General features: G+C 72.5%; 14 protein-coding genes and 2 pseudogenes. 6 read left to right on the top strand and 10 right to left on the bottom strand.

The window, feature by feature from the left end; all coding sequences use genetic code 11:
- Positions 1-93: 93 nt before the first annotated feature.
- A complete protein-coding gene (locus Srubr_RS04140; RefSeq protein WP_189998572.1) occupies positions 94-705 on the top strand; it encodes a DUF4291 domain-containing protein in 612 nt (203 codons plus the stop codon).
- 31 nt (positions 706-736) lie between these two features.
- On the opposite strand, the gene Srubr_RS04135 is transcribed toward Srubr_RS04140, so the two are convergent.
- Positions 737-916: a hypothetical protein gene (locus Srubr_RS04135; RefSeq protein ID WP_189998570.1), complete on the bottom strand. Its 180-nt coding sequence runs from the start codon at positions 914-916 to the stop codon at positions 737-739.
- A gap of 295 nt (positions 917-1,211) precedes the next feature.
- Here Srubr_RS04135 and Srubr_RS04130 point away from each other — a divergent pair, with 295 nt between their 5' ends.
- Positions 1,212-1,394, top strand: coding sequence for a hypothetical protein (locus Srubr_RS04130; RefSeq protein WP_189998568.1), 183 nt, complete (start codon positions 1,212-1,214; stop codon positions 1,392-1,394).
- A 524-nt stretch (positions 1,395-1,918) separates the two neighbouring features.
- On the opposite strand, the gene Srubr_RS04125 is transcribed toward Srubr_RS04130, so the two are convergent.
- On the bottom strand, positions 1,919-2,794 hold the full coding sequence (locus Srubr_RS04125; protein ID WP_189998566.1) for an undecaprenyl-diphosphate phosphatase: 876 nt from the start codon (positions 2,792-2,794) through the stop codon (positions 1,919-1,921).
- Positions 2,795-3,087: 293 nt separating this feature from the next.
- Between Srubr_RS04125 and Srubr_RS04120 the strand changes: the two genes are divergently transcribed.
- Positions 3,088-3,777, top strand: coding sequence for an HAD family hydrolase (locus Srubr_RS04120; RefSeq protein WP_203854913.1), 690 nt, complete (start codon positions 3,088-3,090; stop codon positions 3,775-3,777).
- Between the two features lie 30 nt (positions 3,778-3,807).
- Here Srubr_RS04120 and Srubr_RS04115 read toward each other — a convergent pair whose 3' ends face one another.
- The 3 genes from Srubr_RS04115 to Srubr_RS04105 all read right to left on the bottom strand — a co-directional run bounded on the left by Srubr_RS04115 (position 3,808) and on the right by Srubr_RS04105 (position 5,722).
- A complete protein-coding gene (locus Srubr_RS04115) occupies positions 3,808-4,278 on the bottom strand; it encodes a winged helix-turn-helix transcriptional regulator (RefSeq protein WP_189998562.1) in 471 nt (156 codons plus the stop codon).
- A gap of 123 nt (positions 4,279-4,401) precedes the next feature.
- Positions 4,402-4,845, bottom strand: a complete 444-nt coding sequence (locus Srubr_RS04110) for a protein kilB (RefSeq protein ID WP_189998560.1) — start codon at positions 4,843-4,845, stop codon at positions 4,402-4,404.
- Between the two features lie 43 nt (positions 4,846-4,888).
- Positions 4,889-5,722: a TVP38/TMEM64 family protein gene (locus Srubr_RS04105; RefSeq protein ID WP_229926938.1), complete on the bottom strand. Its 834-nt coding sequence runs from the start codon at positions 5,720-5,722 to the stop codon at positions 4,889-4,891.
- 135 nt (positions 5,723-5,857) lie between these two features.
- Here Srubr_RS04105 and Srubr_RS04100 point away from each other — a divergent pair, with 135 nt between their 5' ends.
- Positions 5,858-6,703, top strand: coding sequence for a spermidine synthase (locus Srubr_RS04100; RefSeq protein WP_189998559.1), 846 nt, complete (start codon positions 5,858-5,860; stop codon positions 6,701-6,703).
- 79 nt (positions 6,704-6,782) lie between these two features.
- Here Srubr_RS04100 and Srubr_RS04095 read toward each other — a convergent pair whose 3' ends face one another.
- Complete coding sequence (locus Srubr_RS04095) at positions 6,783-8,003, bottom strand: hypothetical protein (protein ID WP_189998557.1); 1,221 nt, start codon at positions 8,001-8,003, stop codon at positions 6,783-6,785.
- Positions 8,004-8,056: 53 nt separating this feature from the next.
- Between Srubr_RS04095 and Srubr_RS04090 the strand changes: the two genes are divergently transcribed.
- Positions 8,057-8,527 (top strand): DUF4442 domain-containing protein, encoded by a 471-nt coding sequence (locus tag Srubr_RS04090; RefSeq protein ID WP_229926943.1) that lies wholly within the window; start codon positions 8,057-8,059, stop codon positions 8,525-8,527.
- Between the two features lie 73 nt (positions 8,528-8,600).
- Here Srubr_RS04090 and Srubr_RS04085 read toward each other — a convergent pair whose 3' ends face one another.
- Complete coding sequence (locus Srubr_RS04085) at positions 8,601-8,777, bottom strand: S1 domain-containing protein (protein WP_167345716.1); 177 nt, start codon at positions 8,775-8,777, stop codon at positions 8,601-8,603.
- Between the two features lie 444 nt (positions 8,778-9,221).
- Between Srubr_RS04085 and Srubr_RS41570 the strand changes: the two are divergent.
- Positions 9,222-10,841, top strand: a pseudogene (locus Srubr_RS41570) (RICIN domain-containing protein); the annotation flags it as partial.
- A gap of 228 nt (positions 10,842-11,069) precedes the next feature.
- On the opposite strand, the gene Srubr_RS40220 reads toward Srubr_RS41570, so the two are convergent.
- The 3 genes and pseudogenes from Srubr_RS40220 to Srubr_RS04070 form a co-directional block, all read right to left on the bottom strand.
- Positions 11,070-11,603 (bottom strand): DEAD/DEAH box helicase family protein, encoded by a 534-nt coding sequence (locus tag Srubr_RS40220; protein ID WP_229926942.1) that lies wholly within the window; start codon positions 11,601-11,603, stop codon positions 11,070-11,072.
- 263 nt (positions 11,604-11,866) lie between these two features.
- A pseudogene (locus Srubr_RS04075) lies at positions 11,867-11,977 on the bottom strand (transposase); the annotation flags it as partial.
- A gap of 582 nt (positions 11,978-12,559) precedes the next feature.
- Complete coding sequence (locus tag Srubr_RS04070; protein WP_189998556.1) at positions 12,560-17,950, bottom strand: sacsin N-terminal ATP-binding-like domain-containing protein; 5,391 nt, start codon at positions 17,948-17,950, stop codon at positions 12,560-12,562.
- Between the last annotated feature and the right edge of the window lie 298 nt (positions 17,951-18,248).

Below are 18,248 nucleotides of genomic sequence, written 5' to 3'. Positions count from 1 at the left end.
CCACAGTGTTGGGTACGGCGGACGCGGAGCCAAGAGGCTTGCGGGGTGAATATTCGGTGGTGCGGGACCGCAGCGGCGGCCGAACCTGTCCCCGTGAGCGCACAAACCGTCGAAACGGAACCGAAGTTCCGCATCCGTGCCCGGCACACGGACACCACGGTCACCGTCTACCAGGCCTACCACCCGGGGATCGGCCGGGCCGCCGCCCGCACCGGACGCTTCCCGGCCGACTGGAAACGGGACCGGATGACCTGGGTCAAGCCGTCGTTCCTGTGGATGATGTACCGCTGCGGCTGGGGCACCAAGGACAACCAGGAGACCGTCCTCGCCGTGGAGATCACGCGGGAGGGCTTCGAGTGGGCCCTGCGCCACGCCTGCCTGTCCCACTACGCGCCCGCCCTGCACCCCGACCGGGCCGCCTGGAAGCGGGAGCTGGCGCGCAGCCCGGCCCGGGTGCAGTGGGACCCGGAGCGGGACCTGCGTCACAACCCGCTGCCGTACCGGTCCTTGCAGCTCGGCCTCGCCGGGGAGGCGGCGGCCCGGTACGCGGACGAGTGGATCGTCGGCATAGAGGACGTCACCCCGCTGGCCGGGGAGATCCACGCGCTGGTACGGGCGGGCGAGACGGAGCGGGCGAGCGCGCTGCTGCCCGGGGAGCGGCCGTACCCGGTGGCCGACGAGGTGCTCGCACACCTGCGGGCGTAGGTCCACTCGGGGTCCTTCCGCGGTCGCCGCCTCAGGCCGCCTCGATGATCCGGCCGCGGACGGCGGCGGCCCACTGGATCACCAACAGCTCGTACTCCGCGCGCTCCTGGGCCGACAGGGTGCCGCCCGCGCGCAGCCACAGCGCTCTGATCCGCTCGTTCAGCTCGGCGGCGGAGCGCGCGGAACCAGGGGGCGGGGAATCGGGGGACATGCGGCACAGCCTAGGCCCAAGCACTGACCCTGCGCTACCGCCTGGCTACGCAGACGGTAACGCGTTGGTCATCGGTGCCGCTCGGTCATCCGCGCGCTGCCGCCGGCCGTCCGGCCGGTACGCAGGTCACGGGCGGGTCACGGCAGGGGGCACGATGTCCGAAAACGCGCCTCGGGCCCGGATTCCTTTCCGCGTGATGACCAATCGCACCCTGCTTTTGTGTGCGGCCGTCCGGGACGGGCGCCGGTAGTTATGCACGGAGCGGGCGTGCCGGCCGTGCGCACAGAAGCAGGCCATGGACGCCCTGCTCCGGCACCGCAGCGCGTGCGAGCAGTGCGTGGACGACCACGACCTCTGCCCGGAGGGCCCCACGCTGCACGTCCACGTGCGAGCCTGCGGCCCGGTCCCGCGGCAGACGTACCCCGCGCGGTACCGCGGCGGCGTGAAGCAGCGCGACAGGCCCCAGCAGGCAAAGTGACCGCGCCCGGTGAACAGTCGTTGGCGATGCGCCACCCGTGTGGCTTCTATCGGAGGATCACGTGGCTGCTATCTGCCCGAACTGTCATCTGCCGGAGATGATCGCGTACGTCGTCAACGACGGGGGACTACATCCCTTCCCGTGTCTGGAGTGCAACACCGGGACCGTCCGTTCCAGCCCCTACGGGCATCTCTCCGGGGCCGCGCCGTGCGCCACGAACGGCTGCCGGGGGTCCGTGCGAGACGACTACCAGTACGACGCCAAGGGGCGCCTCTCTCGGCTGGACCGCATCAGGTGCCGGTTCTGTGGAACCGACAAGACAGGAGTGATCGCAAATGCCGGAAACGCGAAACAACGTACCCTGCCCTAGGCCCGGCTGTCCCGGCTCCAGGTGCGACATCGTCTCCGGGTGGGAGAGGGGAGGCGACTGGGAGACGATCAAGGAATCCGGCCGGGAGGCGCCGCGAGTTTCCGCGAGCTAACGGGAGATCCCGATAGCGGGAGACCTCGACGTCATCCGTGCGTCACCCCGCCGACTCGGCCGCATGCGGACTCAGTACACCCGCGCTGACCAGCACAATGATGACCACACCGAGGGCGACGCGGTACCAGACGAACGGCATGAAGCTCTTGTTGGAGATCCACTTCATGAACCACGCGATGACCGCGTACCCCGAGGCGAACGCGATCACCGTCGCGAACAGGGTGGGCCCCCAGTCCACATGGCCCTCGCCCAGCGAGTCCTTCACCTCGAAGGCGCCGGAGGCGAGCACGGCCGGGATGGCGAGCAGGAAGGAGTAGCGGGCCGCGGCCTCCCGCTTGTAGCCCATGAACAGGCCGCCGCTGATGGTCGCGCCGGAGCGGGAGACGCCGGGGATGAGCGCGCAGGCCTGGCAGAGTCCGAAGATCAGGCCGTCCTTGACGCCCAGGTTCTCCAGTGTCTTGCGCTGCTTGGGCGCCCGGTGCCGGCGGCCCGTCTCGTCGCGGGCCGCCATCCGGTCGGCGATGCCGATGACCACGCCGACGACGAGGAGCATCGTCGCGGTGATCCGCAGATCGCGGAACGGCCCCTCGATCTGGTCCTTCAGTGTCACACCCAGCAGGCCGATGGGGATCGAGCCGACGATCACCAGCCAGCCCATCTGCGCGTCGTGGTTCCGGCGCATCGACTTGTCGAACAGCGAGCGGAACCAGGACACGATGATCCGGCCGATGTCCTTGCGGAAGTAGATGAGCACCGCGGTCTCGGTGCCGATCTGGGTGATCGCCGTGAAGGCCGCGCCCGGGTCCGCCCAGCCGGAGAACGCGGCGGTCAGCCGCAGGTGCGCGCTGGAGGAGACGGGCAGGAACTCGGTCAGCCCTTGGACGAGTCCGAGGACGAGGGATTCAAACCAAGACATGAAGGTATGGCGTCCAAGTGCTGAAAGGAGAAGAGGTGATCATGTGACGAAGGAAGGGTAGCGGGCCCGACCGGCTACCCGGCAAGAGGGGCCGCGCACGACGGGTGCCGGACCCTCGGGGCGACCACGCGACACCGCCGCCGACGGCGGCAGCTTGCAGCAGGGCACGGGGACGCGGCGTCACCGTCGTCAAGGAACCGCCTCACGGGTGAAATCGGCATGACCCGCCCATGGTCGCAACTGGTGTAATGGGACGCGCCCGAGGGTTTTGGCGACGCGGCCGGGAGGTCTTCGTGAGGGTCGATCAGTGTCTTCTCGTAGACGGGGACGACACGTTGTGGGAGAACAACATCTACTTCGAGCGGGCGATCGAGGAGTTCCTCGACCTGCTCGCTCATGAATCGCTCTCGCGGGCGGAACTGCGGCAGGTCCTGGACGACGTCGAGCGGGAGAACTGCCAGGTGTACGGCTATGGCGCGAGGAGTTTCGTGCGCAGCCTGCACGACTGTTACGAGCGGGTGCACGAGGTGCGGGCGACCGACGACCACGGCAAGGCGATCGCCGAGCTGGGCGAGCGCATCCTGCGCCAGGAGCCGGTGCTGATCGCGGGCGTGGAGGAGACGCTGGCCGGTCTGCGCACCCGGCACCGCCTGGTGCTGCTGACCAAGGGCGACCACGAGGAGCAGGCGGCGAAGGTGGAACGCTCGCGGCTGGGGCCGCTGTTCGAGCGGATCGTCATCGTGCCGGAGAAGACGGTCGAGACGTACTCCACGGTGGTGGAGGACCTGAAGGCCGACACCGTGCGGACGTGGATGATCGGCAACTCCCCGAAGTCCGACATCGTGCCGGCGCTCGCCGCCGGGCTGGGCGCGGTGTACGTACCGCACCCCGACACCTGGGTGCTGGAACACCACCCGTTCCCCGAGACCACCGACCGGCTGCTCCAGGTGGACCGCTTCACGGACCTGGTCGAGTACTTCTGACGGCCCCCGGCTCCGCCGGCCCCGGCGGTCTCACGCGCTCGCCGGCCCCGAGAGGGTCCAGCCCGGGGCCTGCGGGCGCGCGGTCAGGTCCTCGTGGCGTACGGCCCCGCCGCAGGCCTGGCAGGTGACCACCGACACCAGCCGGCTGCCGCAGCTGTGCTCGACGACCATGGGCAGGTCGGTGTCCTGACGCAGGTGGCGGTCGCCCCACTCCCTGAGGGTCGTCAGTACCGGCTCCAGCTCCAGCCCGGCCCGCGTGGCCCGGTACTCGAAGCGCCGAGGGCGCTCGCTGTACAGGCGCTTGGTGAGGATGCCGGCCTCCACGAGCCGGCGCAGCCGGGCGGCCAGGATGTCGCGCGGTGCGCCGATGTTGCGCACGAGCTGGTCGAAGCGGCCGTTGCCCAGGCACACCTCGCGCAGGACGAGCAGGGAGTACTTCTCGCCGACCAGGGCGAGGGCGTCGGCGATCGAGCAGGGGCGCGGGTCCTTCGTAGCGGCCATGAAATCAGTCTAGGGGAGGGTTTGTTTTCCCAACCCTACTTCCCGACCCTGCAAGCTGTAGTGCATCCACGCCCCGGTCGCCGCGTCCTCGCCCCGGCCGTCGGAACCCGCTCCCGCTCCCGCTCACGGGGCCATCACCCGGCCCGCCGCGGCGACCAGGTCGTCCGTCGCCGCGATCGCGGCCTCCCGGCGGGCGGCCAGCCCGGCCCGGTCGGGCGCCTCGCGGAGGGCGAACGCGGCCAGGGCCGCCTGGCGGGCCGGACCGGTGAGGGCCGGTTCGAGGACGCAGACCGCGACCAGCGGGGAGGTCACCGCGGAGCGGGTGGCACGGGACTGTGCCCGGGCCGCGTCGACGGCCTCCTGGCTCGCGCCGCTCAGCACCAGCTCCTCGCGGTGCCACAGGGCCCGCCGGTGGTCACCCAGGGCCGCCACCAGCTCGCCCAGCGCCACGCGCAGCGCCTCCGCCCGGCGCTCGTCGCGGGCGGCCCGCTCGCGCCGCAGCTGGAGCAGCCCGGTCAGCGCGCCACCGAGCAGCGTGCCGGCCACGGCGATGACGCTGGACCACATCGGACACCCCTCCCCGGACGACGCTTCGGACGGACGCGGCGGTTCACCCGGCGCGCAGCCGGTGCCGCTTGCGCCAGGCGACCACCGTGCCCGCCAGGGCCGGTACGGCGACGCAGGCCATCGCGATCAGGAAGGCGGGAGAGGTCGGCGCCGAGGCGCGGGCGCCGGCGACCGCGTAGGCGGCCGTGTTGGGGATCGAACCGAGGGCGGTGGCCAGCAGGAACGGCAGCGGGCCCATGCGTGAGACGGCCGCGCAGTAGTTCGCCGCCCAGAACGGCACGCCCGGGAACAGCCGGAGGGCCAGCATGGACCGGAACCCGTGCCGGCTGAGCTGGCCGTCGGCCGCGTTCAGCCAGCGGCCCCGCAGCAGCGGGCGCAGCGCGTCCTGCCCGAGCGCCCGGCCCAGCCCGAACGCCACCCCGGCACCGAGCACCGTTCCCGCGAGCGCCGTCGCCAGCCCCACCTGGGAGCCGAACATCGCGCCCGCGGCCAGGTTCAGCAAAGGGCGGGGCACGAACACCACGGTGCACAGCCCGTACGCCGCCGCGAACACCAGGGCGGCCGCGGCCCCGCCGAGCTGAGGCGGCCAGCCGTGCGTCAGCAGCCGTTGCGGCTCGCACACCAGCACCCCCGCAGCCCCGCCCGCCAGCAGCGCGAGCAGCAGGGACAGCCGGGCGTAGGGAGACAGCAGCAGCCGTGTGCAGCGCGCGGCCCACCCGGCGCGCGGAGGCACGGGCACGGCCGCGGCACCGGGGCCGGCCGGGGTGAGGGCCGGCCCGGGCGCGGCCGCCAGGAGGGAGGGCGTGGCGGCCGGGGGAGTGGGTGTGGCAGCCGGGAGAGAGGCCGGGGCGGTGCCAGAGCGGTTGGCATCGAGCATCCGCAGACACTAACCGACGCACATGTGTGATCGCCGTATGAACCGAACTCCCCCGCCGTACCGGGCGGACGCGACAACGGCCCGGTACGGCGGGGACGTGCGGTGATGTACGGCCGCGGGACCCACAATGGCCGGGTGAACGAATCGATACCCGTCTCCCGGACCACCGACCACGGCACCGCCCGGCTGATGCCCGACGTCGACCGGGAGCGGGCCTGGCTGCTCACGGTCGACGGGGCCCCGCAGTCGTACGTGGACCTGGACGACCCGGCCTACCTGGAGTTCGAGTACGCGCGGCGGCTGGGGCATGTGCTGGACACCGTGGCCGGGACCGGGCGGGCGCTGGACGTGGTGCACCTCGGCGGGGGCGCGCTGACCCTGCCGAGGTATGTGGCCGCGACCCGCCCCGGCTCCCGGCAGGACGTCGTCGAGGCGGACCGGGGGCTGCTGGAACTGGTCACCGAGCAACTGCCGCTGCCGGCCGGCTCGGGCATCGCGCTGCACGCGGCCGACGCCCGGGACTGGCTCCGGGCCGCGCCGGACGACCTGGCCGACGTGCTGATCGCCGACGTGTTCGGCGGTTCCCGGGTGCCCGCCCACCTCACCACGCTGGCCTACGTCCGCACGGCCGAGCGGGTGCTGCGCCCGGACGGGGTCTACCTGGCCAATCTCGCCGACGCCGCTCCGTTCGGCTTCCTGCGCTCCCAACTGGCCACGCTGGCGGCCGTGTTCGAGGAGGTCGCGCTGGTCGCCGAGCCCGCGGTGCTGCGCGGACGGCGGTTCGGCAACGTGGTGGTCGCGGCCTCCCACCGGCCCCTGGACACGGCCGCGCTGGCCCGGCGCACCGCGGCGGACGCCTTCCCGGCACGCGTCGAACACGGGGCCGCGGTACGGCGGTTCACCGGGTCGGCGCGGCCGGTGGAGGACGCCGACGCCGTACCCTCGCCCGAGCCTCCCGACGGGGCGTTCGGCATCGGCTGAGACGGGCGCGGCGGCGGTGACCAGGGCGCCGCCGGGGCCGGGTGACTGCGGTCGGCGTGACCGGTGCGGTCGGGCGCGGTCACTCCACGGTCGGGTCGCCGTGCAGCCGTACCGTGGCGAGGACCTTGTCGATGGTCGCGTCCGGCAGCTCCTCCTTGACGCCCTTCGCGCCGTACAGCGACCACGACACGAAGTTGCCCGAGGAGTTCTTGAAGGCGAACGTGACCGCCTTGCCGTCGGTGTCGCACTTGTTCTTCTTCGGCACACCGCTGACGTACGACGTGGCGACGCTGCCGGTGACGCCCGACGCGGTCGTGAAGGACTTCGCCTCGCCGACGTGCAGGTACTTCTCGGCCGCCGCCGACTGGTCCGTGTACCCGCCGAACGCGAAGGCGGCCGAGGTGCCCCGGGCGATGCTCGCGGTGTCCTTGGCTCCCATCTCGCCCTTGGTGCCGGCCGCGGCCAGCGACGACGTCTCCTCCCTGCCGTCCTTGTCGTCGTCGGAGACGCAGTAGCTGGGCTTGAGGGACGACACGCCGGAGAAGCCGATGTACGCCGAGCCGTCGCCCTTCTGTTTGTCCTCGAAGAAGGTGAAGACGCCGGTCCGCTTCACGTCCCAGTCGGCCGGTACGTCGAAGGCCGTGCCGTACTTGGGGTTGACCACCACTTTCCAGCCCGCGACCGTCGGCTTCAGGGTCTCGCCGGAGCGCGGGTTGTCGGTCGGGGCCGGCGAGGCGGGTGAGGTGGGCGGGGTGGCGGCCGGCGACGGGCTCGTGGTCGTCCGTGCGTCCTTGCCGTCGGCCGCCTCGTCGTCCTCGGAACCGCCCAGCACCAGGAAGCCGGTGACGGCCGCGGTGACCACGACGGCCGTGGCCGCGACGACGGCGACCAGCTTCGTACGGCCGCCATCGCGCGGGGGCTCGGGCGCGGACGGCTGTCCCCACTGCGGCGGCTGCCCGTACGGGACGGTCTGCGGCTGCGCGTACGGGCCGTTCGGCGGCTGCTGGGGGGCGTACGGACCTTGCGGCTGCTGTGGCGGCTGCGCCTGCTGACCGGCCTGCGGCTGTTGCCCGTACGGGGAGCCCGGGGCCTGTGGTGCGTACGGGGCGCCGGGGGGCTGCTGTCCGTACGGCGTGCCGGGAGGCTGCTGTCCGTACGGACCCGGCTGCTGGTGCTGCTGTTGGGGTCCGGGCTGTCGGTACGCGTTCGGCTGCGGGTGTCCCGGCTGCTGGTACGGGTTCTGCCGCGGATCGTGCTGCGGGTTCTGCGCGCCCCCTGGCGGCTGCTGATCTGGCCACATGGCCGGTAACCCTAGTGCGCTTCTCTGGCCAGCCCCTGCTACTCGTGAGTAACATGACGGCCATGAGCGCAGACCAGATGTCGATCGGCGAGATGCTCGCCGCCACCGTGCCCATGGCCCGGACCCTGAACCTGGAGTTCCTGGAGACCACGGCCGACAAGGCCGTGGTGTCCCTGCCGGACCAGGGCGCCTACCACAACCACGTGGGCGGCCCGCACGCCGGTGCGATGTTCACCCTCGGGGAGTCGGCCAGCGGCGCCATCGTGCTGGCCGCCTTCGGGGACCAGCTCTCGCGTGCCGTGCCGCTCGCCGTGCGGGCCGAGATCGCCTACAGGAAGCTGGCCATGGGCGCCGTCACCGCGACCGCGACGCTGGGCCGCCCGGCCGCCGAGGTCGTCGCCGAACTCGACGCCGGACAGCGCCCGGAGTTCCCCGTGTCGGTCGAGATACGGCGCGCGGACGGCGCGGTGACCGGTGAGATGAGCGTCGTGTGGACGCTCCGGCCGTCCGGCGGGGCGAAGTAACCCGCGCCGGCCCGGACGACACCGCACCCCGCCCCGTCGACACCGGGGCGGGGCGCCGGCGGCCGGGGCGGCGTCACCGGATGGCTACCACGTTGGTCGCCTTCGCGCCGATCACCTCGAAGGCGACCCGCTGACCCTCGCGGGTCGTCTGTGTCTCCATGCAGGAGAAAGGGCGCCTCTCACCGTCCTCGTCGGTGATGATGCCCACGCCGTCCGCGTCGTTGTAGACGGCGATCCTTCCGAGCGGCATGGTCTGCTCCTCCGTGGGTTGCGGGAACCATTGCTCTCCCCCAGTGAGCAGAGCATCACGCACGGTGCCGGGCGGAGGAAGGGTACAGCGGTGCGTCGGCCATGGTTTGACCGGATGTCGGCGGGGCCGTGCGCCGGACCGGACCGCACGAATATCCGGTATTGGGCCTGCGAATACCGGTACTGGACATTTGGCCCGCCATCCGGCCTTTTCGCCGAGAGGTCGGCCGCCCTGTCGAACGCCGTCCGGAGATACCAGCGGTAACTATTACGGGAAGGGCCGACTTCACCGCCGGGGTATTCCGACTTCTTGTTTCCTGTGAGTCGCCTGTGCCAAGGTGAGCCTCCCCGCGGGAGGGCAAAGGAGGACGCCGACGTCCGGCCGGCCCTTTAGGTATGCACGTATGCACCGACAGGCACCGTTTCCCACAGGACGCCCGCGCGCATGCGGTCCTGCGGCTGGAAAGGACATGTTTCCGTGCAGCCCCCTCACCCCCCATGCCCGCCCCACCCATCCCTGCCCGGCCTCGCCGGCGAGGCCGACACCGCCCTCCTCGCCCGGCTCGGCGGGCCGGACGCCGACGGCCGCCACCACGCCGTCGCGCTGCTGCTCGCCCGGCACTGGCGGGCCACCCTCGACCATGCCGTGGTCTGTCTGGCCACCGCCGGTCCCACCGCCCAACTCGTCGCCGCCGCGGCCTTCCAGCAGGTGTTCGCGGGTGCGGCGAGCGGCGGGAGCGGCGCTGCCGGCATGGCCGGGGGAACTGGAGTGCCCGGCCGCGCCGGCGTGCCTCGCGCGACCGGCGTGGCCGATGTGGCCGATGCGACCGGGGGCGCCCTGCGGCCGCGGCTGCTCGTCGCCGTCCGCGACACGGTCCGCGCCTGGGCGGCGGACGCCGCCGCCTGTGCCGCCCTGCCGGAATTGCGCAAAACCACCGGCGGTCGCGGACTGCGCGCGACAAAGCCCGGCCCACCGGAAAGCAGACGGCTCGCCGCCCACGCGTTCCGGTCGCTTCCCGGGGTCGCGCAATGCCTTCTGTGGCATACCGAGGTCGAGGCCGAACCCATAAACATACCCGCTGGTCTGCTGGGTCTCGACACGGTCACCGCGACGGCCGCCCTGGAGCAGGCGCGCGAGCAATTCCGCGCCCTTTGTGTACGCGCTCACCGGGAACTCGCGCCCACCGAGGAATGCCGCTTCCACAACCGGCTCCTGGACATCCCCCTGCGCCGCGGCGGCCCCCTGCTGCCGGAAGTGCGCCGGCATCTGACGGTCTGCCCGCACTGCCGGTACGCCGCCGGGCAGCTCGGCGACTTCGACGCCGGTCTGCCCCTGCTCCTCGCCGAGAGTGTGCTCGGCTGGGGCGCCCGCCGTTACGTCGACTCCCGACCGGCCCGCGCCACCCGGGAGGACCGGTCGTCCATACGTGACCGTCGTAGCCGCCAGAACCGTCATCTCCGGTGGACCCGGGCGACCGCCTCCCGAGGCGGGCGCTCCGCCGGCCGCCGCCGCAGGACCATGGCCATCGGTGCCGGGCTCGCCTCACTCGCGCTGCTCGTCACCGTCCTGTCGGCCAGGAGCCGGTCCGATGACAACGGTGTCCCCGCCCCCGCCGCCACCTGGGCCGCACCCGTCGTGGACTCCCCGCGCCCGGGAGGCGCCGGCGCACACGCCGCAGCCTCCTTCGGTGACCCCGCCGAGACCGTCCACGGCACCTTGCGCGGCCTGGCCTCCGGGCGCTGCCTGGACGTACGCGGGGAGCGGGTGGCGGCGGGCGCGGGCGTCCGGCTCGCACCGTGCTCGGCGGCCGGCTCCCAGCAGTGGACCTACCAGGACGACGGCCTTCTGCGCAGCGCCGCCGACCCCGCCCTCTGTCTCACCGCCGACCCCGGCACGGGAACCGTCGCGCTGGCCGGCTGCGCGGTACCGCCCGGGGAGGTCTCCTACGACGTCACACTCCACGGTGAGATCCTGCTCCGCCGCCACCCCGGCCTGGCCCTGGCACCGGAGCGCGGCCGTGGGGTCACGGGGGTCGGCGTCGTCCAGCGCGACGACGGTTCCCTGGACCAGCGGTGGGTGCTGAGGACGGACGAAGCACCCCCTGCCGGTGCCGGGCCGGGGCGGCGGCCGGTCGCGCCGAGCCCGCCGGGCGCGTCGGGCGGGGTTCGCGGTGGGCCGCCGGGCCGAGGCGATGACACCGGCGCCCGTGCGGGCGTACGAGTACGAGGAGCCGGCGAGGCGCCGGGGAAGAGGGACCCTGGGCTCACCGCCGGGCCCGGTCCGGCCGGCCGCTCAGCGGGACCAGCCCGTGACGGCCACGACGTCCTGGGCGATGGCGCGAACGGTGCGCTGGTCGGTGGGAACGCGTACCGTTCCCGGCGGAGCCTCCGCTTCCAGACGCTGCGCGGCGGCGGCGCTGCGGCGCAGGTGGACATCGAGCTCGGAGCCGCGTTCCCGCCCGCCGAGGCGTTGGCGCGCTGTCGCGTCGGTGGCGGTGAGCAGGACGTTGACGATCCTCGGCGGGGCGGCGGGGGAGACGGCCTGCCGGATCAGGTCCGGTTCGAGGATGCTGACGGTGTTGGTGTAGATCAGGCGTCGCATGCCCAGGTCTGCGTAGTTGGCCCACAGGGCGGCGAGGTTGCGCCGGGTGATGCCGGAGCGGAAGGGATCGTCCGGGGGCGCGGGGTGGACGTGGTCGAGGAGATCGCCCTCGACGAGGCAGTGGGCGACGCCGGCGTCCCGTAGGAGGACGGACGCCTCCATGGCGACCGTGGTCTTGCCCACGCCGGACCGGCCGCCGATCAGAAGCACCTCGATACCTGCCATGCGCCACACGATGACACCGGATGCGGGGCCGGTGCACGGGATTTTCCGCGCGGGGTGGTCGGCACGGGTCGCGGGAGGCAGTGCGGTGGAGGTCTGAAAGCCGAGTTCACACCCCCACCTTCGCAGCGGCTCCACACGTGCCGTGGGGTGGTTCAGGTTTCGCGGGGGTGCCTCTGCCCCGGGGTGGCGTGATTCCTGGAAGGTTCTGTCTCGGAGCATGGCGGACAGGACGGTGACGCGCTGCCGGGCCAGGCCGAGAGGGTGAGGCCGGCGTAGGAGGCCAGGGGGGCGGCGGTGGGGGAGCTGGTGCCGTCGCCGACGGTGACCAGGAGAACTGTGGCGGTTCTGGCGCCGACGCCGGGCAGCGATGTCAGGAATCCCTCTTCACCGCCCAGAGCTGTCAACCCGCCAGACGGCACGAAGGACCGGCCCCCACCGATGGCTGGCTCTGCGCGCAAGAGGCGGTTTTGGCTCAGCTTTTGTCTGCGCCGTGAGGCCCCGTTGGTTGTGCACGTCGCTGTTTCGGCGACGAAGAATCCACCGCGCCTCTGCCGGTTCGAGGTCGAACGAGAACCGCTGGGTGCCATGCGGCCCGTAGAGGCCCGTCACGCCTTCCAACAAGTCGGCGAGCGCGTTTGTGCAGTAGCTGACGCTGTCCCGGTGCTTCGTCGAGCCGTCCCAGATCCTGCACGTCGCCCAGCCGTAGCCACTCGGTTCCCAGCTGAAGTGCAAGGACCTCGTCACTGAATCCCCCTGATCGCTTGCGGACAACGCTACAGCGGTGCTGAAGCCGTGGGACGTCCGGGTACGCCACTCATCCGTGTGTCCAGTCGCCCTTCGCGGCTTTCGTGTGTAGTTCGGTGTCGCCGCTTCCTGGCCGAGATGCCCAGCCCGGCCGTCCGGCGCGGCCCCGGACAATCCCGGCTCCTCTCGTGCTGGGGGTGCACGCCAAGGGGTCAGAGCGTGTACGAGAAGCGCAGCGCCCCGCCCTCCTCGCGGTAGCGGCCCCGGCCGCGCTTCCCGTAGGGGTTGGGGAGCATCTGGACGGCCGTCTTACGAGGGGTCAGGACGTGGGTGACCACCAGGAGGCGCCAGCGCTCGTTGCCCGCGTGCTGGCGGGCCGCGCGGACCTCGCTCTCTCCCAGGTCGAAGCGGCCGCCTTCACTCCCGGTCGCCTTCACCTCGTACAGGTAGGGCCGGCTGCCGGAGCCGACCCGGAAGTCGAAGCCGAGGCCGTCGTCGCCGGACGGGCCGGGGAACGCCTTGCGGCGGTTGCTCGACACCCAGCACGTCTCGTCCACGCGGTCTGGGTATCGAGCGCACAGCCACTGGTAGGCGTACCACTCGCCGACGTATCCGATGGCCTCCCGCTGGGCCGTGGTCAGTTTGTTGTCCGTGCCGCCGCCGTACCCGCGCGTGCGGCCGGTGGTCCGGGCGCGCCCGTTCTGGGTGTTCTGGGGGCGGGGGTCGGTGAAGCGTAGCGGCCCGGCGGCGGTGATGCCTGGTGCGGAGCCGCTCCGCAGGATCTGGTCGAGTTCGTGGGTGAGGGCGGTGAAGTCGCCGGAGGGCACGTAGAAGTCGCGGCCTCCGACGGAGATCGACTGCCGTTTGCGCTCCCGTTCGCGGCGCTCGTGGTCCGCCGCGTTGCGCACCCGGTCCACGTCGGCCTCGGACAGACCGTGCTGTTCGGGGTCCGTCGCCACCGCCATCCCGTCGGGCCACTGGCCGAGGGCCGCCAGCCAGCCGACGACATCGGTGGGTGACAGGAGGCGGAAGTCCAGGGCGCCCGCGGCCTCCAGCCGCGCGGTGACCTCCTCGGCGGGCTGGGCTCCGGTCAGGGCCGCGGGCAACGGGTGTCCGGCCGCTCTGACCAGGACCACCAGGTCGGTGGCCAGGCCGGTGATGGTGCGGAGGTTCGCGCCGCGTACCTGGTCGGGGGCGGGCAGGCGCTCGCCCGCTCCGGGCAACGGAACCGGGCGGCCCAGGCGCAGCGCCAGCTGCTCCTCCACGTGCGCTTCCAGCATCCCCGTGTCGGCCGTGTCCACGCTCTCCGCCCATGCCTCTGGCGCGGTGATCCAGTCCAGGGCCCGGACCGAGGGCCAGCCGGGCATCGGACGGCGGGCGTCGAAGTCCTCCAGGAAGGCCCGGCGCAGCCGATTGACGAGTTCCTTCCTCCGCAGGTCGAGGTAGGCGCGGAGGGCTTCCTCGTGCTCGCGGGCGTGGTCGACCGGTTCCAGACCCATCGCGCGCAGGGTGCCGTTCAACTCGGCGAAGCCGATGCCCAGGTCGCGCCGCAGTTCGTCCGTACCGCGGGCCACGCGGGCTCTGGCGATGAACTCGGAGACAGGGACCGGGAGCTCGGCGGCGTACTCCTCGAGACGAGCCTGGAACTCCCGGGTGTCGCCGGGCGGCGGCAGGAGCAGCGAGTTCGCCGTCTGTGTGCCGAGCAGGTGGACGAGGAAGGGCCGGCAGCGTTCCAGGACCGCGCCGATGGCACCGTCGATCCGACGGCTCGTCTCCTCGACCTGGCGGACCGTGACTTCCAGGGCGTCGGCGAGATCCTCGTGGCCCGGGTCGAGCAGGTCGGCGTGGCGGGAGGCGAGTTGATGGGCGGCGAGGCGCAGCCGGTCACCGAACTCCCGCCGACCCAGCAGCTCGGCGATGGCCACCACGATACGGGTGGTCTCCGGCCAGCCCGGCTCGCCTGCCGGGGCGAGGACCAGCGGATGCTTCGGATCGGGCAGCGGCAGCACTCCGCCGAGGCGGCCCGGCAGCGTCACGGGCCGGCCGTCGAGCTCGATGTCCCAGGAGCGGTAGCGGTGCAGTCGTATGCCCCGGACCAGGGACGTCAGCTCGCTCAGCTCGGCCTCGCTCGCGCGGGGGCCGCGCGCCAGGTGGTCGCAGAGAACGCACACCGCCAGCGTGAGCCAGGGCAACTGCTGGACCAGTGGCTCTCCCATAGTCGCGGCATCCACCTGTGCGCCGTCCACGGTCACCGTGAACTCCAGGTCGTCGGTGTGCCGGACGCCCGCGGGGTGCCCGGCCGCCAGCAGCGCGGCGGCCCCCGCCGAAACACCGGGAAGGATGAGCAGGGGGCGCCCCATCTCCCGTACCAGCAGGGCCGTCAGACTGTCACGTTCACCGCTGACGTAGAGCACGGTCCGGGCATCACCGTTCTCACCGCTCTCCCCGCCGCCCAGGGCGGACAGCGGTACGCTGATCAACTGGTCCCCGGCCTCGGCGAGCACACTGGCGCCTACGGGCAGTGCGGGACGGGGACGCCGTACGAGGTGTCTCCAGGCGCGTTCGTTGGCGCGCTGCGCGGCCGGCCGGTCCTCGGCCCCCAGCGCGCCCTGCGCCGCGAGCCGTCCCAGCGCGGCGACGAGGCGGCCGCTGTCCCGCGGGTCGTCCCACGTCGGCAGCCGCATCTCCCGCAGGCGGTCGCCCGCCTTCCCGCGTTCCAGAAGGTGGCGCAGCCGATGGTCGACGGTCGGCGCGTACGAGGGCTCCTCCTCCAGCCCGGGCGGACAGTGCCAGGCGTCGGCCGGCCGGACGAACCGGACGGCCCGGTCGCGGCCCCGCACCGGGAGCCACGGCTGCCCCCGGACGAAGGCGCCGAGCGGGGTCGGGACCCGTTCCCTGTCCGGAGGACTCTGGCTGCCGGCACTGGTCCAGACGCTGTCGAACGTCGTGTCCTCCCAGTCGGCCAGGCCGTGCAGGACCAGCCGTGCGTACGCCAGCCGGGCCTCCTGCCCGAGTCGTCCGACGACATCCTGGCCGGGGAGCCGCCAGGCGGGGGTTCCCCGGTACGGCGTCCGGGGGTAGTAGACACCGGGCCAGCGGACGTACGGCTCCCACTGCTCCCGCACCTCGGCAGAGACCTTGGCCATGCGGACCAGCCGCCCGGCGCTGAGCTCCCGGCCTTGCTCCACCCGGCTCCAGGAGTCGGCGGAGCTGACCGGGACCAGCCCGTCCGCCACCCCGGCCGCCAGCAGGAACGCCCGCCACTCCTCGGTCTCGCTCCGCTTGGCGAACTCCTCGGGCGCGGCGAGGAGGCGCCCGGCGATCGCCTTGAGGCTTTTCGACACGTCCTGCCCGGCGGCGACCACCACCGCCAGGTCATCACCGGCGGACGCGCGGCCCCAGCCCCGGCCGAAGACGGCGTCGCTCGCCCTGATCAGCCGGCCGTCCGCCGACGGTACGTACAGTCCGAGCGAGGAGACATCCGTCCCGCCCAGCGACCGCTGCGGCTCCCACAGCCGGAAGACGAACCGCAGGGCCTGGAGCCGCAGCCGCAGATCGGTGCTCGCGCTGAGCGCCTGCCGTACGTGGTCCAGCAGGCCCCTCGTGTCGTACGGCCGGACGAGCTCCTCCTGTTCGAGGAAGGCGCGGGCGGCCCGCCCGCGCGTACGCTCGCCGCGGTCCTTCCAGACCAGCCCCGGGTGCAGGTAGAACAACCGCTTGCGGAGCAGGGCGGGAACGGACGGGGGCTCGGTCTGGTCCGTCTCCGTACGCTCCGGCTGGAAGAACGCCTCGCGGCGGGCAGCCTGACCGCTCCGCTTGCCCTGTGCACGTGTACTCGTGCCCGTACCTGCGCTGCCGGGGGGATGGTTGGTGTGCCGCAGTGCGCAGTCCTCCGCGAGCAGCAACCGCCTGCCGCGCAGAACGCGTCCGTCTTCCTCGAAGAGGGCGGCCAGGTCCACGTACAGCGCGCTCCACTGCTCGGGGGGTTCACCGGGCCGGGGGAGGGGAAGGCCCTGGGCGATCCGTTCCACGTACTCGGCGAGGTTCTCCGGGCCCGGCTCCCACGGGCACGCGAGGGCCTTGCACAGGGTGGCCAGCCGCTTCAGCCGGTCGCCGCCGGTCCCGGGGTCCGCCACCACGATCCCGGCCTCGTGCGCGCGGTGTGCCGTGAGGACGGCCAGGTCGAGGTCCGGCCACAGGACCGCGTCCCGCGGCGGTGCCCAAGCCGCCTCGGGCGGCGCGCCGTCCGAGGCGAGGACGGGCACGAGCGGCACCTCGGCGAGTTCACTCCCGTGCACGCGCAGGGCCGCCGCGCGGAGCCGCTCGGGCGAGCCCTTCTCGCTCTCCCAGCTCACCAGGTCCACGGACAGCTGCCGCATGGACGGATCGGGCACGCCACGCAGTACCGCGGCGGCCACCAGACATGTTTCGGCGACCGCGTCGAGCAGCAGCACGTTGAGGGGGTTGTCGAAGGGGAGCCCGGTGCGGTCGAAGTCGGTGAAGAACGGGGCGTTCATGTGCCCCGGAAACGGCGCGGCCTGGTCCCCGCCCATCGGCAGGAAGGTGTAGATCTGCCCGCGTCGCGGTCGCCGTGGGACGGGCAGCGGGAGCGCGACCTCGACGACAGCGGGCCGCTTCCACTCCTGCCACGTGTCGTCGAGCAACCTGGCACCGACGGCCTCGGCGAGCGTGCTGTTCAGCCGTTCCTTCTCCACGGTGCCCCGGGCCACGAGAAAGGTGCCGGACGCCCCCAGGCGCACGGTCGCGAAGGAGACGGGAAACTCGTGCCCGGCCCCGTCCTGCGCCGCGAAGGGCTCCTCCCAGCGGGTCAGCTCGTGCCGCTCGCCCGCCTCGTCACCGGTGGCCCGCCGTTCCAGCGTCAGGCCGGCGAGCCGGTCGAGGAACAGCATCACGGGTACCTTCGCCCCCGCGAGCTCGCGCATCCGCAGCCGGACCTCGGCCCGGGCGGCCTCGCTCAGCAAGGGCAGCCGGACGACGGTCACATACCCCTCGGCGGCGAGCTGCCGACAGGTCGCGGGCACATCGTCCAGCGGCAGGGGTGCCTGGAGCGGTGGATACGTGGCGGCCACTTCGTGGGCGTTGTCCTCACCGGCGAGGAACTCCTCCACGTCGGCCCTCTGCGCGAAGCGAAAGCAGTACCCGTCCAGTTCCGGGCCGAGCGGACCGTCGGGGTCCGCGCTGTAAACCTCGGGCGAGTCGCTGATCAACAGGATGCTGCGGAACCCGACGCCCTTGTTCCCGATGCCCTCGCCGACGTCCTTCGAACTCTGCGCGAGCTCGCAGACGCGCTCGACGTTCCGCCAGGTGAAGGGTGTGCCGCCGTTGGCGACGTACAACGTCCCCCATTCGCCCTCCGCCTCGTCCAGCAGGACGTGGATCCGTCCGTCGCGGCGGTCCCTCGGATGCGCGTCGTAGCCGTTCTGCAGCAGCTCGAAGAGCGAGCGGCCGGCGTACTCTCGCGCGCTCGTGTAGGACGCGGCGTTCACCTGCCGGGCCATGCGCAGGACTTGCTTCGAGCGGGCCCCCGCCAGCACGGACCGGCCGTACTCGCGCAGCTGCTCGGCCCGGGCATTCCTCGGCATGTTTCTCCCCTCACCTCAGCGTGGTGAGGACGGTATCCCGCCGCACTGACACTGGTCGCCGCTTCACGACGATCCATCAAGTCTGGTACTGCGAACCGGAGTTGCTGGTGTAGGGTCGCGCCGGCATTCGGCTCAGCCTCTCGACTCTTCGCGGTGACTGATACAGCGACTTCAGCGTGATGTCGGCCCCGTGGATTCGCCTCTACGACGCGTTTGACCGCCGCATCCGCAGTGCGGGCGGGTCGTTGTACCGAAGACCGCCGCCGACCGGCGGGGGTAAGGCAGCGAGAGGGGCGCC

The organism is Streptomyces rubradiris, from assembly GCF_016860525.1.
Classification (GTDB): domain Bacteria; phylum Actinomycetota; class Actinomycetes; order Streptomycetales; family Streptomycetaceae; genus Streptomyces; species Streptomyces rubradiris.
This window is presented reverse-complemented; position numbering and strand designations above follow the sequence as displayed.

What these genes read in the sequence shown, in the direction of transcription:
- Srubr_RS04135 (WP_189998570.1), bottom strand. Translation starts at nt 916, where the DNA reads ATGTCCCCCGATTCCCCGCCCCCTGGTTCCGCGCGCTCCGCCGCCGAG.
- Srubr_RS04130 (WP_189998568.1), top strand. Translation starts at nt 1,212, where the DNA reads ATGGACGCCCTGCTCCGGCACCGCAGCGCGTGCGAGCAGTGCGTGGAC.
- Srubr_RS04125 (WP_189998566.1), bottom strand. Translation starts at nt 2,794, where the DNA reads ATGTCTTGGTTTGAATCCCTCGTCCTCGGACTCGTCCAAGGGCTGACC.
- Srubr_RS04115 (WP_189998562.1), bottom strand. Translation starts at nt 4,278, where the DNA reads ATGGCCGCTACGAAGGACCCGCGCCCCTGCTCGATCGCCGACGCCCTC.
- Srubr_RS04110 (WP_189998560.1), bottom strand. Translation starts at nt 4,845, where the DNA reads ATGTGGTCCAGCGTCATCGCCGTGGCCGGCACGCTGCTCGGTGGCGCG.
- Srubr_RS04105 (WP_229926938.1), bottom strand. Translation starts at nt 5,722, where the DNA reads ATGCTCGATGCCAACCGCTCTGGCACCGCCCCGGCCTCTCTCCCGGCT.
- Srubr_RS04095 (WP_189998557.1), bottom strand. Translation starts at nt 8,003, where the DNA reads ATGTGGCCAGATCAGCAGCCGCCAGGGGGCGCGCAGAACCCGCAGCAC.
- Srubr_RS04090 (WP_229926943.1), top strand. Translation starts at nt 8,057, where the DNA reads ATGACGGCCATGAGCGCAGACCAGATGTCGATCGGCGAGATGCTCGCC.
- Srubr_RS04085 (WP_167345716.1), bottom strand. Translation starts at nt 8,777, where the DNA reads ATGCCGCTCGGAAGGATCGCCGTCTACAACGACGCGGACGGCGTGGGC.
- Srubr_RS40220 (WP_229926942.1), bottom strand. Translation starts at nt 11,603, where the DNA reads ATGGCAGGTATCGAGGTGCTTCTGATCGGCGGCCGGTCCGGCGTGGGC.
- Srubr_RS04070 (WP_189998556.1), bottom strand. Translation starts at nt 17,950, where the DNA reads ATGCCGAGGAATGCCCGGGCCGAGCAGCTGCGCGAGTACGGCCGGTCC.